Source organism: Steroidobacter agaridevorans (assembly GCF_009932555.1).
Classification (GTDB): Bacteria; Pseudomonadota; Gammaproteobacteria; order Steroidobacterales; family Steroidobacteraceae; genus Steroidobacter; species Steroidobacter agaridevorans.
Genome location: NZ_BLJO01000001.1, coordinates 1,152,056 through 1,167,564, shown reverse-complemented (window position 1 = coordinate 1,167,564; position 15,509 = coordinate 1,152,056). Strand labels below are relative to the sequence as shown.

General features: G+C 61.0%; 4 protein-coding genes. All 4 read left to right on the top strand.

The genetic code is table 11. The annotated features are described in order from the left end of the window. Nucleotides 1-25: 25 nt before the first annotated feature. The 4 genes from GYH35_RS04880 to GYH35_RS04865 are packed head-to-tail and all read left to right on the top strand — an operon-like array spanning nt 26 to nt 15,451. The gene (locus GYH35_RS04880; protein WP_161814568.1) at nt 26-772 is read left to right on the top strand and encodes an SRPBCC family protein; all 747 of its coding nucleotides are present in this window, start codon (nt 26-28) and stop codon (nt 770-772) included. 12 nt (nt 773-784) lie between these two features. Next, nucleotides 785-1,462 carry an SRPBCC family protein gene (locus GYH35_RS04875; protein ID WP_161827782.1) on the top strand — a complete coding sequence of 226 codons (678 nt, stop codon included), beginning with the start codon at nt 785-787 and terminating at the stop codon, nt 1,460-1,462. A 22-nt stretch (nt 1,463-1,484) separates the two neighbouring features. Continuing rightward, nucleotides 1,485-14,228 carry an SDR family NAD(P)-dependent oxidoreductase gene (locus GYH35_RS04870; RefSeq protein WP_161827781.1) on the top strand — a complete coding sequence of 4,248 codons (12,744 nt, stop codon included), beginning with the start codon at nt 1,485-1,487 and terminating at the stop codon, nt 14,226-14,228. Continuing rightward, the gene (locus GYH35_RS04865) at nt 14,219-15,451 is read left to right on the top strand and encodes a hypothetical protein (RefSeq protein WP_161827780.1); all 1,233 of its coding nucleotides are present in this window, start codon (nt 14,219-14,221) and stop codon (nt 15,449-15,451) included. The genes GYH35_RS04870 and GYH35_RS04865 overlap by 10 nt, the downstream gene beginning before the upstream one ends. Nucleotides 15,452-15,509: the final 58 nt, after the last annotated feature.

Below are 15,509 nucleotides of genomic sequence, written 5' to 3'. Positions count from 1 at the left end.
GCACTGTTCCATTCGGAAGGGAACCATGAAAGCTCTATTTGCCAAGATCGGTCGGGGGATACGCAAAGCCTTCCTGCCCACCGTCGTGACGCTGACCGTCGCATTGACGATCGCTCATTTCGCCTGGAAGTACTCGGGATCGAATGAGTGGGAGCTCAAGAAGGACGAAGGCGGCGTGAAGGTGTACACCTTGAAAACGCCGGGCTCCACGCTGCTGAAGATCAAGGCCGACATGCAGGTGGCGACCAGTCTCACCAGCGCCGTGTTCCTGTTGCGCGGGGATGAATCCACTTCCGATGACTTCGGCGGCAAGGATTTCACCGTCGTCGAGCGCATCGAGACGCCGAAGCTGTTCATGGCCTGCTATTCGGCGAAGCATCCCATGCCGCCGCCGTTTCGCACCAAGGAAATGGTCGTAATGCTCAACTATGCGCAGGACCCGGCGACCAAGAAGGTCGAGATCAACGTACAGGCCGCGCCTGGCCGCACGCCGCCGAGCCCGAACACTTCGCGCGTGACCCATCTGAACAACATCTTTCGTCTCACGCCGCTGGCGAATGGTTTGATCGATTGGGAGATCACGCTGGACGTGGACATGGGCTTGTTTTATCCGCTCGCCAATCTGTCCATGCCGGAGTACCTGTTCAATGACTTGAGCTATCACAAGAAGCTGGTGCTGACGGAGAAGTATCAGAAGGCGCGGCTCATCTCCGTCGAAGAGCCGGGCAGCCCGCCGCAGGCGCTGACCTCCAGTCTGCAAGAGTCACTTTAAGGAAGCTGCCCGATGAAACTGCTCAAACGCGTCTGCCTCTCGTTGGGCGTCCTGCTGGTCGCGCTGTTCGGCGCTCACATCGCGTGGACCAACTCCGGCTCCAACGAATGGAAACTGGTCAGCGATCAGGACGGCATCAAGATCTCGGCGTTGAAGTCGCCCGGCTACCGCCTGATGAAATACAAGGTCAATGTGCGCTTCGACTCGGAGCTGCCCGAAGTGCTGTTCATGCTGACCGATCTCGACACCGGCAAGGACTTCGGCGCCTCGGACATCAAGCGCATCGAGGAAGTCGCGACGCCGTCGCTGTTCTACGCCTATGACACCTACAAGCTCACGTTGCCGAAGCCTTTCGGCCAGGTCGAAGTGGTGCTGCTGAACCAGTGCTACGAAGACCCGAAAACCAAGCAGTACCACATCAATATCTATGCGGCTCCGAACAGGATTCCTCGCGCCGGCGATATCCGTCGCGTCGTTCACCTGAGCAACAACTGGACGCTGACGCCGGTGACCGGCGGCGTGGACGTGGAGTCCGTGTCGGAGATGGATCTTGGACTGCCGTATGTGCTGGCCAACCTCGCGATGCCCGAGGTGATCGGCAGCCAGATAAAGGCGATGCGTGAGGTGATGAAAACGGATCGCTACAAGAACGGCAAGCCGGTGTTGCTCAGCTCCTCTCAGACGCCGTGAGCTTTCCAGGGAACCGTTGACCATGGATGACTTGCACGTCGTCGCCGCGGCTGCGGAGTTGAGCGAGCGTGGCTATATCGTTCGGCCTGCCGCCGAGAGCGATCTGCCCCGCCTGATTCAACTCGAAGAGTTGTGCTGGCAGCACACACGCACCTCTGAGCAGCAGCTTCGAGCGCGCTTGCAGCGCTATCCCGAGGGCCAGTTCGTACTGGAGAAATCCGGTCAGGTTCTCGGCGTCGTTTACAGCCAGCGCATCAAAGACGTCGCCGCCTTGTCGAGCCGGAGCGCCGTGGACGTGCATGAACTGCACGATGCGTCGGGATCGGTCGTCCAGTTACTGGCACTCAATGTCGATCCTGCGGTCCAGAACCTGAGCCTGGGCGATCAGCTGCTCGAGTTCATGCTCCAGCGATGCAGCTCGATCGACCGCGTCGACCGCGTGGTCGGCGTCACATTGTGCAAGCGGTTTGACGCGGCCCACGGGGTCTCGTTCGATGAGTACATCCATCGGCGAGATAATCAGCAGGATCCGGTGCTGGCCTTGCATTGCTCGCATGGTGCGACGGTCGTCGGATCGATCGCGAACTACCGGCCCGAAGATGCAGCCAATGAGCATAACGGCGTGCTGGTGTCCTACGACATCCACGGTCGGCAGGCTCGACTGTCAACAGATCAGACGGATGCAGCCTTTGCGTTTGACCAGAAAGAAGTCGAGCGCTTCGTGCGAGCCGAAGTCGCGCGGGTCATCGGCGACGAGCAGGGCCTCGATACCGCCCGCCCGTTGATGGAGATGGGCCTGAGCTCCGCCGATCTGTTGCAACTCCAGTTGCAGATGGAGCGGCGGTTTGGTCGCACGCTTCGCCCGGGATTTTTCTTCGAGCACAACTGCGTCGACAAGGTCGTTGCCTATTTCTCCAAGGGGCCGGCAACGGCCCCCGAGAAGCAAGCCTCACGGCCGGCTTTGAAATCATCCAAGGACATTGCGATTGTCGGCATGTCGTGCCGGCTGCCTGGCGGTGTCGAAACGCCCGATGATTTTTGGGAAGTGTTGGCGGCCGCGGAGTGCGTCATCGGCTCCTATCCGAAGACGAGAGGAAACTGGCCCTCGGCGACGGAGTATCCGGGAATCGATCAGGGCGGTTACCTGTCGGACGGTGATGCCTTCGACGCGTCGTTCTTCCGCGTATCGCCGGCGGAAGCTCAAATTACCGATCCGCAGCAACGCATCCTCCTCGAGCTTGCCTGGTCGTGTCTGGAAGACGCCGCTGTGTTGCCCGCCCACCTGCGTGGCACGCGCACGGGCGTGTTCGTCGGTGCGAGCAACTGCGACTACAGCCGGTTGATCCAGACCGCGGGCGTCGAGACCGAAGCTCACCACGCCACCGGAAGCTCGCTGGCGATCATCGCCAATCGTCTCTCGTATTTCTTCGACCTGTCCGGTCCGAGCATGCTGATCGACACAGCGTGCTCGTCATCATTGGTGGCGCTTCACACTGCCGTTCAATCTCTGCATGCGGGCGAATGCGAGAGCGCGCTCGTCGGTGGTGTCAATTTCATCTGCCATCCGGACTTGAGTGTGGCCTATCACAAGGCCGGCATGCTCGCGCGCGATGGCCGCTGCAAAGTGTTTGACGCACGCGCGAACGGCTATGTGCGCGCAGAAGGCGGCGTGATGCTGCTGCTCAAGCCTTTGAGCGAGGCCATTCGCGCACAGGACAACATTCATGCAGTCATCAGAGGCAGTGCTGTCAATCACGGCGGCCTCAGCGGCGGCCTGACGGTTCCCGATCCGAAGAAGCAGAGGGAGCTGCTGATTGCGGCTTGGAATAGCGCGGGCATTTCACCGCGCGAGCTGAGCTACATCGAGGCTCACGGGACGGGCACGTCGCTCGGCGATCCTATCGAAGTCCAGGGCATACAAACGGCGTACTCCAGCCTGGCCGGCATCAGCACCGACAAGACCTGCGCGGTGGGCTCGCTCAAGAGCAATCTCGGGCATCTGGAATCGGCCGCGGGAATCGCCGGTGTCCTGAAGGTCGTGCTGTCGATGAAATATCGGCAGCTGCCAGGACAGCCGACGTTCGACAAGCTCAACCCGAAAATTACTCTGGACGACAGTCCGTTCTACGTTGCCGAGCGCCGCCAGGGCTGGCCATCGAATCAACACCGACTGGCAGGCGTAAGCAGCTTCGGGTCTGGCGGTGCGAACGCACACTGTGTCGTTCAGGAGTATGTGGCCGAGACTCAGGACATTGCTCGCGCCGCGGATGACGATCATTTGTTCGTGATCTCGGCAACCGATGAAACACGGCTCCGCGCCTGTGCGAGAAAGATCGTCGATTGGCTGGATACGAACGAACTTGGCGAGCGCTTTGGCGACGCGATCTATACCTGGCAGGCTGGCCGCACGGCCATGAAGCGACGTCTCGCGATCAAGGTCGGAGATGCGGCGGAGCTGCGTGCCAAGTTGCAACAATGGTTGAGCGAATCGAGCTGTCCCGCCGATGCGTGGCTGGACGAGGTGAATTCGCGCGATCCCGGCGCCAGTCGCTTGTGGCAAGAGGAAGAGGGGCTGCAACTCGTCGCGCGAGCACTTGCGGAGCGCAATCTCGGCCAGCTCGGCGCTTTTTGGACGTCGGGTGCCGATGTCGATTGGCAAAAGCTGTACTCGGCCGAGCCACGACGCGTCAGCGTGCCGACTTATTCGTTCGCGAGAGAGAGCCACTGGATCGACCTTCCGGAGATCGAGACAAACGAGCACGCAGTTGCATCAGGCCGTCTGTTGGTGGCGCCAGTTTGGGAGGCGGCATCGTTACACGACGACGCGCGAGGTGCTGGATTCAGCGAGCATCGGATACTGCTGTGTGAGTTGCCGGAAATCGATGCCGAGAAGATTCGGACGTTGACGCAGTCGAATCATTGCTTACATCTGCGATGTCATTCAGAGTCGCTAGAGAACCGCTATGTCGACCACGCTCTGGCATGCTTCGAGGAAGTGAAGCGGATACTCACCGAAAAACCTCGCGGCCGAGTGTTGCTCCAAGTCGTCGTTCCTCAACAGCAGGGAGCGTTGCTCGCCGGCTTGTCCGGGCTGCTCAGCACGGCCACGCGCGAGAATCCAAACCTCATCGGGCAGATGATCCTCACGGAAGCTGGGATCAACTACGACGCGCTCGCCGCGCAACTGCGTCGTGAGAAGGACTCATCCAGCGCTACGCTCATCAGGTACTCACAAGGGCAGAGACACATCCTGCGTTGGCAGGAAGTCGGTCCGACAGATCCGTCCTTGCTCGCGTTCAAGCACGACGGCGTGTACCTCATCACCGGCGGGCTGGGCGGATTAGGTCGGGTGTTCGCGAAGGAAATCCTTCGTCACGCCCCGCAAGCCCGAGTGGTTCTGACCGGCCGTTCCGCTCTGACTGAGAAGCGGCGGCGGCCTCTCGACGAGCTCGCGCGACTGGCTGCTGAGAGCGGTGGACGTGCGCCCGAGTATCGGCAGTTGGATCTGACGGACCTGACTCACACACGATCGGTCATCGAAGCAGTCGCGAACGAGCATCGGCGCATCGACGGCATCATCCATTGCGCCGGCATGATTTCGGACAGCTTCATCCTGAAAAAGACCGCGGAGGAGTTCAAGCGAGTCCTCGAACCCAAGGTGGTTGGCACTAGCAACCTGGACGCAACGAGCAAGGACCTGCAGCTCGACTTCCTGGTGCTGTTCTCATCTTTCAGCAGCGCCGTGGGCAATGTGGGACAGGCGGACTACGCGGCGGCCAATGGGTTCATGGATCAGTTCGCCGCGTATCGAAATCGCCTGGTCGATGCCGGACAAAGACACGGCCACACGCTGTCCATCCATTGGCCGCTTTGGCAGGAAGGCGGAATGGCGATGGACGCGGAGAGTGCGGAAACGCTCCGCCAGGCAATGGGCATGGAACCCATGCAGACCGCCACTGGAGTGCGCGCGTTTCACGACAGCCTGTTGTCGAGAAAGGCGCGAACGATGGTTTTGGAAGGCGATGTAGAAAAGTTGAAGCAGACGCTCGCGCGCGCGAACAAAATCCAGCCGGCGAGCACACCTATCACGACATCCGTCGCGCCAAGCTCGAACTTGCTGCGCGAGGCGACGCTGAAGAAGATCAAACAGCTGTTCGCCGAAGTGCTCAAGCTGCCCGCGGCGAAAGTGGACACCGACGAGCCGTTCTCGAGCTACGGCATCGATTCCATCCTGATCAATCAGATGAATCGCAAGCTCGCCGAGGTCTTCGGCGATATCTCGAAAACACTGTTCTTCGAGTACAAGACACTCGCAGAGCTCACGGCACACCTCGTGCAAACGCATGAGGCAGGTTGTGTCGCGTGGACGGGCTCGACGGCGGTCGGGACGGTGACTCCCTCGCGCCGAAGCGCGACGGTGAAACAGCAGCTTCCGCCGACGAGCACGTGCCGGCGAGAGCCCATCGCAATCATCGGCATCAGCGGCATCTACCCGCAGGCCCCGACACTCGAGGAGTTCTGGAAGAACCTCGAGAGCGGCCGCAACTGCGTCAGCGAGATTCCGCCGGAGCGCTGGTCGCTCGACGGCTTCTATGTGCCGGACGTGGAGCAGGCCATTGCACAAGGCAAGAGCTACAGCAAATGGGGCGGATTCATAGAACAGTTCGCGCAGTTCGAGCCGCTGTTCTTCAACATCTCGCCGCGCGAAGCGCTGAACATGGATCCGCAGGAGCGCCTGTTCCTGCAGGAAGCCTGGCGGGCGATGGAGAACGCCGGCTACACGCGCAACGATCTGAAACATCGCTTCCAGCGCAAGGTCGGCGTCTTTGCCGGCATTACCAAGACGGGATTCGAGCTGTACGCGACGCCGGCAGCGTCCATCGACGATGGATTCTTCCCGCGCACCTCGTTCAGCTCCGTCGCAAATCGCGTTTCTTATTTCCTCGACATCACCGGTCCCAGCCTGCCGATCGATACGATGTGCTCGTCGTCCCTGACGGCGATTCACGAAGCTTGCGAGCACATCAATCGCGGCGACTGCGAACTGGCCTTTGCGGGGGGTGTCAACCTCTATCTGCATCCGGCGACTTACACCTGGCTGAGCTCGCAGCAGATGTTGTCTCGTGACGGCTTGTGTCGCAGCTTCGGCGCCGGGGGCAACGGCTACGTGCCCGGAGAGGGCGTCGGCGTCGTGATGCTGAAGTCCTTGTCCAGCGCACTACGCGACAACGACAACATTCACGGCATCATTCTGGCGACGCATGTCAATCACGGCGGCAGGGCCAACGGTTACACCGTGCCGAGCCCGAGAGCGCAAGCCGAGCTGGTCAGCCGCACGATCGAGAAGGCCGGAATCAAAGCTGACGACGTCAGCTACATCGAAGCCCACGGCACCGGCACGGAACTGGGCGATCCGATCGAGATCTCGGGGTTGCAGCAGACGTTTGCAGGTACTACCAGGCCCTGTTCGATCGGCTCGGCCAAATCCAACATCGGACACCTCGAGTCGGCGGCCGGCATCGCGGGGTTGACCAAGGTGCTGCTGCAGATGAAGCATCAGTCCATCGCGCCCAGCCTGCATGCGGCCCAGCTGAATCCGAATATCGATTTCGACAAGAGCGCATTCCGGGTCAACCGCAGCCTGTCACCTTGGCAGGTCCGCGGCGAAGACGGAAGGGCAGCTCCACGCATCGCAGGCATTTCATCTTTCGGCGCTGGCGGCTCCAATGCGCACATCATCGTGCAGGAGTTCCAAGCCCCAGCAACGTCTTCGAACACTCACGAACCGCACGCCGTCCTGCTGTCCGCCGGTACTTCGGAACAGCTGAGACAAAGAGCGCGGGACTTGCTGGCTTTCGTTCAAGCCGAACGAGGGGCATTCGACCTTCGATCCGTGGCCTACACCCTGCAAGTGGGGCGGGAGGCGATGGAAGCGCGCCTCGGAATGCTCGTGAGCTCGGTAGATCAGCTGGTGGACAAGCTGCAGGCGTTCCTTGCCGGCGAGCAGGATATCGAGGACGTCTATCAAGGCCAGGCGAAAAGCAACAAAGAAACATTGCGACTGTTCGGCGGCGATGAAGATTTCCAGGCCACCCTGGATCGATGGCTGGCGCGCCGCAAGTTCTCCAAGCTGCTGGAACTCTGGAGCAAGGGATTGGATGTAGAGTGGGACAAGCTCTACGAATCGGACCGGCCGCGACGGATAGCGCTGCCCACGTACCCATTCAACAAGGAGCGATACTGGATCGACGCCGTGGAAGGTGTGCGAGCGTGGGACGCACCCTCTGCATCTTCGGTTGCGGCTGCAGTTCATCCTTTATTGCATGCGAATACATCCAATCTCGATCGGCAAAGCTATACGTCTACCTTTACCGGCGAAGAATTTTTCCTGCGCGATCACCAGGTTCGAGGCAACAAGGTATTGCCGGCCGTCGCCTATCTGGAAATGGCGCGCGCTGCGGTCGAGCTGGCGTCGCCCAAGCAGGCCCCGGGACGCATTCTGGAATTGCAACACACGGCCTGGCTGCAGCCGATTGCCGTGTCTTCGTCCAAAGAAGTCACCATCGCTCTATCTCTGAACGAGAGCGATCCGACCGGGATCGATTTTGAAGTCCAGTCTGCCGACGCCGAAGCGATTCATTGCCAGGGCCAGGCTCGATGGGTGGACGGGCAGGCAGTCCCGGGCATCGATATTCAGCGCCTCAAAGCTGAGATGAGCCTGGGCCCCTTGGATGTCGAGGCGCTCTATGCCCGCTTCACGCAGAGCGGCATCAGCTATGGACCGGCGCACCGAGCGATCACGGGCATTCATCTCGGCGAAGGGCAGTTGCTCGCACAGTTGACTCTGCCCGGTGTCGTTGCATCGACGAGTCAGTCGTACGTGCTGCATCCCAGTCTGATGGACAGCGCCTTGCAGGGCTGCCTCGCCTTGATTGGAGAGTCCGAAGGCGGTCCGCTGCTGCCGTTCGAGTTGGATACGCTGCGCGTCGTCGCTCCGTGCACGGCAGAGATGTTTGCGTGGGTCCGTCGCTCGGATCCGCTCAAGTTCGATGTCGACCTGTGCGATCGCTTCGGCAACGTCTGCGTGCAGATGTCCGGCTTCGCTTCTCGTGCGCTAGATTCGGGGAGCACCGCGGACAAAGGGCAGTTGTATTCGCTGGCGCCGATCTGGAGCCGGTTGCGCACACAGCAAGCTGGCGAAAGTCTGTACTCACCGGAAAGCATTCTGTTGTTGGGCGAACAGGAAGCGCCGCTTGCCTGGTTGCAGAAGTCATATCCGCAGGCCGAGTTCGTTCAGCTCTCGGCGAATGCGAGCATCGAGACAATCCAGGCATTGCTCGAACCCCACGCAACCGAGCGCCTAGTGTGGGTCGCGCCGGACGTACTAGGGGCTGACGGCGAGGACGACATCGTCGCCGGCCAGGAACAGGGCGTATTGACGGTCTTCCGCATCGCCAAGGCGTTGGTGAATTTGAATCGTGCCGAGCGGAGCCTGCATTGGACGCTCATTACTCGCCACACACAGAACGTCAGAAAGAACGATCGAGTCTCGCCGACCCACGGTGCGCTCTCCGGCTTGGTGGGCAGCCTGGCGAAGGAATATCCAGAGTGGAATCTGCAGTTGTTGGATGTCGACGACCTGCAGTCCCTCGGCGCCGAACAATGCCTGACCCTGCCTGCCAACAAACAAGGCGATTGTCTGGCGCATCGTCAGGGAGAATGGTTCGTAGAAGGCCTGGCGCGTGTCGACGCGTTGCCTGAGTCGCCAGCGGCGTATCGGCAGGGCGGTGTTTATGTCGTCATCGGCGGCGCCGGCGGCATTGGCGAAGTGTGGAGCCGCTTCATGGTCGAGCACTACCAGGCCGAGTTGGTCTGGATCGGCCGGCGACCGCTCGACACCGCGATTGAAGACAAGCTGCAGTCGCTCGCCCAGCTTGGGCCTGCGCCACGGTATTTCAGCGCAGATGCCACGCGCCTGGATTCGTTGCAAGCGACGTTCGACCGGATCCGAGAAATCTATCCCAGGATTCACGGCGTCGTGCATTCCGCCATCGTCCTGCAGGATCAAAGTCTGTCGCGCATGGACGAGGCGACGTTCCGGAGCAGTCTCGCCGCCAAGGTCGACGTGAGCGTCAACATGGATGCGGTGTTCGGCGGCCTGGACCTCGATTTCATGTTGTTCTTCTCGTCGCTGATCTCGTTCACCAAGGCGCCCGGTCAATCCAATTACGCCGCCGGTTGCACCTTCAAGGACAGCTTCGCGCACAGCCTTGCACGGCGTCGCAGCTATCCGATCAAGATCATGAACTGGGGTTTCTGGGGCAACGTCGGTATCGTCGCGGCCGAGTTCTACAACCGTCGCATGCAGCAGATGGGCTTCGGCTCCATCGAGGCGCCGGAGGCGATGGATGCGCTGAAAACGTTGGTCAGTGCGGGCGTGAATCAACTGGCGCTGGTGAAGGCCATCGATGTCCGTGCTGTAGAAGGCATCAGCCGGCCGGAAGTCATCAGCTACGCTTCAACGCACGTGACTGATGTGCTGCCGTCGCTGCGAGAGCAGATCAGCGCGGGCGAGCCGCCGGCGGCGCTGAAAGAGAGCGTGCTGGCGCAAGATGTGATGGATCTGGCCGAACGGATTCTCGCTGCGAACCTCGAATCCTTCCAGAATGAGCAGATGCCCGATCCGCTGCTCGGTCGATGGCTCGATGCCAGTGTCGAGTATCTGAGGTGTCGAGGACGCACGTCGCTCGCGAACATCGACGAGCTCTGGTCATCATGGGCCGCGAACGAAGCTGCGTGGCAAGAGAACCCGAATACACGGCCGCATCTGGCGCTGCTCAAAGCCTGCTTGCAGGCGCTGCCGGAGATTCTTTCCGGCACGCGAAAGGCGGCGGACGTGATGTTTCCAGAGTCCTCGTTGCGCCTGGTCTCAGGCGTGTACGCCGGCAATGCGGTCTCGGATTACTACAACACAGTGCTGGCACAAACGCTGTGTGCGTGCATCCGGCAGCGGCGTCAGGCAGATCCGTCGAGCAAGATTCGTATTCTGGAGATCGGTGCGGGCACGGGCGGAACGACCAAAGCGGTCCTGCCGCTGCTGCGCGAGCTCGATGGCGGCATCGAGGAGTACTGCTACACCGATCTTTCCAAAGCCTTCCTGATACATGCCGAGGAGCACTATCGGCCTGGATTCCCTGCGTTGCGTACGGCGCTGTTCGATGCCTCCAAGCCGATATCGTCGCAGGCTGTGACGGCGAATCACTACGACTTCGTCATTGCGACGAACGTACTGCACGCGACGGCCGATATCCGGGAGACGATGCGCAATGCCAAGGGCTTGCTGAAGAAGCACGGCATCATCCTGCTCAACGAGATGTCCGAGTGGTCGCTGTTCAATCATCTGACGTTCGGTCTGCTGGATGGATGGTGGCTGTACGAAGATGTGGCGCTTCGCATCTCCGGCAGTCCCGCGCTCGCGCCGGAAACCTGGGGCACGGTGCTGGAGGAAGAGGGATTCGGGAGCGTTGCTTTTCCCGCCGGGCAGGCCCGTGCGTTCGGACAGCAGATCATCGTGGCGAGCAGCGACGGGCAAGTCCGGCAGCGAGTAGCCGAGCAGCCGCGAGTCAATACAGAGGCAACGAGCGAGCGTATGGCTCTCGCGAAGCACGCGACGCCAGCGACAAGGAGCGACGGTACGGCCGTCGAGAAGCTTGGAACGCCAGCGACGGCGAGCGCCGCTGCAGGGCGGTCTCTGCGCGACAAGGCAGTGGCGTACCTGCAAGGCGTCGTCGCAAAAGCGCTGCGTATGGAGCCGTCGAAGTTGGAGCCTGGCCGCCCACTTGCCGAGTACGGACTGGATTCCATCGTCGTCGTTGGCGTGACCAGCCAGCTGCGCCGTGCGTTCACGGGCGTGACGAGCACACTGTTCTTTGAGTTGCGCAGTATCGACTGCTTCGCCGACTTCATTCTCGAGAACAAGAAGGAGGAGCTGATCGCGCTGGTAGGCGGCGATGAGGCGGCAACTCCTGAAGCCAAAGTCAGCGTCGAAACACGTAACGCCTCGCGGCTCTCTCGACGCGTTCGCCCGCAAGCTTCGACAGTCGCTACGCCCAAGCCTGCGGCGACTGCCACGGTGTTCGACGTCGCAATCATTGGCGTCGCAGGTCGCTATCCCCAGTCGGCCAACCTGGGCGAGTTCTGGAACAACCTGGCGAACGGCCGCAACTGTGTCACCGAGGTTCCCAAGGACCGCTGGGACTGGCAGGAATTCTTCGACGCCGAGCGCGGCAAGGCGGGGAAGATCTATACGAAGTGGGGCGGCTTTCTCGACCGCATCGACGGCTTCGATCCGCTGTTCTTCAAAATTGCGCCCAAGGAAGCCAAGGCCATGGATCCTCAGGAACGGTTGTTCCTGGAGTCCTGCTATCACGCCATCGAAGATGCGGGATACACACCGGCGAGCCTGGGCGACATCGACAAGGTCGGTGTGTTCGTGGGCGTGATGAACTCGCGGTACACGCCGCAGCCGCTGCACTATTCGATCGCGAACCGCGTGTCCTTTGTGATGAACTTTCAAGGCCCGTCGCTCGCCGTGGACACCGCCTGCTCCGCCTCACTCACGGCGATCCACCTGGCCCTGGAAAGCATCTATAGCGGCTCGAGCGAATGTGCCATCGCCGGCGGAGTCAATCTGATCATCGATCCGGTGCATTATCTCGAGCTGTCTGCCTTGACCATGTTGTCGGCGGGGCAGCAGTGCAAGTCGTTTGGCAACGAAGCGGACGGGTTCGTCGATGCCGAGGGTGTGGGGGCCATCGTGCTCAAGCCATTGAGCAAGGCCGAGCGGGATGGCGATCACATCTATGGCGTCATCAAGGGCAGTGCGCTGAATGCGGGCGGCAAGACCAACGGCTACACCGTCCCGAATCCGCAAGCTCAATCCGCCGTCATATCGAAGGCGTTGCGGCGTGCAAACATCGCCGCGAGTGATATCAGTTATGTCGAGGCGCACGGCACGGGCACCGCGCTGGGCGATCCGATCGAAATTGCCGGCCTCACTCGGGCGTTCGAGCAGTCGACTCGGGACAAGCAGTTCTGTGCCATCGGCTCGTTGAAGTCGAACATCGGCCATTGCGAGTCGGCGGCGGGCATCGCCGGCCTGACCAAGGTGCTGCTGCAGTTGGAGCACAAGCAGCTCGTACCCTCGCTGCACGCCGATGTGCCGAACCCGGAAATCGAGTTCGACCGCACGCCGTTCAGAGTTCAGCTGGCGCTGGAAGAGTGGCAGCGTCCGCGCCGCGAGGTCGACGGTGTCAGCAAAGAGATCGCACGCACTGCCGGCGTTTCGTCGTTCGGGGCCGGCGGCGCCAACGCTCACATCATCGTGCAGGAGCACGAGTACGCAACTGCGGTGAGTCCAGCAACCGAGGCAGTCATTGTGCCGCTGTCTGCGAGGACCACCGACCAGCTGCGCGGCAAGGCGTGCGATCTGCTGGACCTGCTGCGCTCACCAAGCCGATCGATCGACTTGCTCGCAACGGCGTACACGCTCCAGGTAGGCAGAGAGCCGATGGAAGAGCGGGTGGCGTTCGTGGTCGCCTCGATCGATGAGCTCGCGACCCGGCTCGCGTCGTTTGTCGCTGGGGACACGGGCGACGGAACACATCGCGGACGATTCAAGCGCACTCAAGGAAGGGCGCCGACCGGTGTCGATGAAGCCGTTGCGGCCCGTGATCTGCCGCGTCTTGCGCACCTCTGGACTCAGGGCGCCGACATCGAATGGATCAAGCTGTATGGCGATGCGAAGCCGAGACGCATCAGCCTGCCGCTGTATCCGTTCGCCAAGGATCGCTACTGGCGCGAGCGGACCGAGGCGCCGACGAAACCTGCAGTCGAGACCAAGCTGCATCCCCTCCTGCACAGAAACGTTTCGGATGTGCGCCATCTCGGTTACAGCGCGACCTTCAGAGGCAGCGAAGATTTCCTGACCGATCATCCGGTCGCGCCGCCTCCGGCGGTGTACTTGGAAATGGCGCGAGCGGCGATCCAGATCGCCACGGCGTCGCCATCGACCACGGGGCTGGAGCTCTTCAACGTCGTCTGGGCGGACGCTGCCGCCGTTCTCGCGAACCAGCCGATCAACGTGGCGCTGTTCGCTCGAGACGATGAGCAGCTCGACTATGAAATCTATAGCCAGCAGGAAGAGGGCGATACCGTTCATCTCCAAGGCCAGTCGGTGCTCAGTGCCGAGGCCGCACCGACGCCGCTCGACCTCGCTCATCTGCAAGCGCGAATGCTGAAGGGCAAGCGCAGCTCCAGCAGCTTCTATAGCAGCCTGGCGGAGACTGGCATTCACTACGGTCCCGCCTACCAAGCGGTGACGGAGATCTCTCTGGGCGATCGGGAGTTGCTTGCGGAAATCAGCGTGCCCAAGCCGACGGCAGAGCTGGTTCTGCATCCCGTCGTCATGGATGGCGCCTTGCAGGCGGCGTTCGATCTCATCCCTGGCGAGCAGCGACCGTCACAGCCACTGGCGTTGGAGTCCCTGCGCATTCTCGGCGCCTGTGGCGAGCGCATGTTCGCGTGGGTGCGTTACTCGCAAGGCGAATACGCCGAGCCCATGAACATTCAATTGGACATCGACCTATGTGATCCGCAGGGCAACGTCAGTGCTCAGATGCGCGGCGTCACGTATGAGCCGGCACGCGATGTTTCCGGCAACACCCGCTCGATCGATTCCGCCGACGTGGAAGGGACATGGACATGAACAGCGCCGATGCGTCGAAGTTTCATCAGCTCTACGGGGTGCACAGCCCGAGGATGGCGTATCGCCGCGATGACTTCATCGACTATGTCCTGATGTTGGCGTTGTGCGGTGGCCTGGTCACCGTGGTGTACGGGCTGCCGAGCGTCATGTCGATCGTCGGCCTGGCGCTGTGCGTCTGCCTGGTCGGCACGTTCCTGCTCCGGCATGGCTGGAAGCTGCGAACTCCAGTCATCGTGAAGCGGCCGCAAGATGTCATCTACATGCTCATCTACAAGCTGCGGAACATGACGATTCCGTACTTCCTTGCCGCGGCGCTGCTCCTGTTGGAGAACGTGTTGATCTATCTGACGCCGGAGTGGCCGCACCACACGGAGTTGATGCGCAAGATCGCGATTGGCCTGTTCTACACGCACTTCATCGCGCTGACGGTCTATAGAACCGCCAGCCTGATCTCACACCTGCGACTCAAAGAGCATGTACGCGGCTTTCTGCTGCAGACCCATTGGAAAGTCGCCTTGCAGCGCCAGCCCAGCGTCGTCCTGGAAATCGTGCACGCCTATTTCACCGGTCTGCTGGCGCATGTGATCCTGATCGCGCCGTGGTACATCGTCATCACGCACGTCCAGTACTCCGTGGTGTTCCTGCCGATCGCGCTGCTCGCGAACTTCGTGATCCACGCCAGTTTCATGAAAGTACTCAACCGCTGGTTCTATCGCGACCACTGGCTGGGGCACAACTCGGAGCTCGAGTTCGTCTATCTGCACGGGCCGCATCACGATGCCATTCCGAGCGGCCTGATCGGCGTGTCGGGGAACGGGTTTCTGGAAGGGTTTGCGCGCTACACGCTGGGCGGCCCCGGGATCTTCTACAACCCGCTGCTGCTGTTCGTCTTCTACAGCATCGATGTGAAGTCCGACATCGACGGGCACCAGTTCATTCCAGGGGTGTACCCGCGCATCCCCAAAGAGTTCCAGGACATCAATCAGCACTCGACCCATCACTATGGCAATCTCACGCCGTACGGCGTCGGCATGAATCTGGATCAGCCGCAGCTGTCCGAGGAGCTGCGCAGGAAATATCGATTCCTGCCCCAGGAAATGCAGCACGCGATCAAGCTGGATGAGCAGCTCGACGGCTTCAAGTGGGATACGCCGAGATATCGGCGCTTCGTCGAGCTGTACACGAAGTATGTAACTGACGGCGATGCGGCTCGCGACAAATAACATTTCGTTTGTTTGTTTCTCTTCGCGACCTGACAAAACAAACAGGCATCATCCGCGC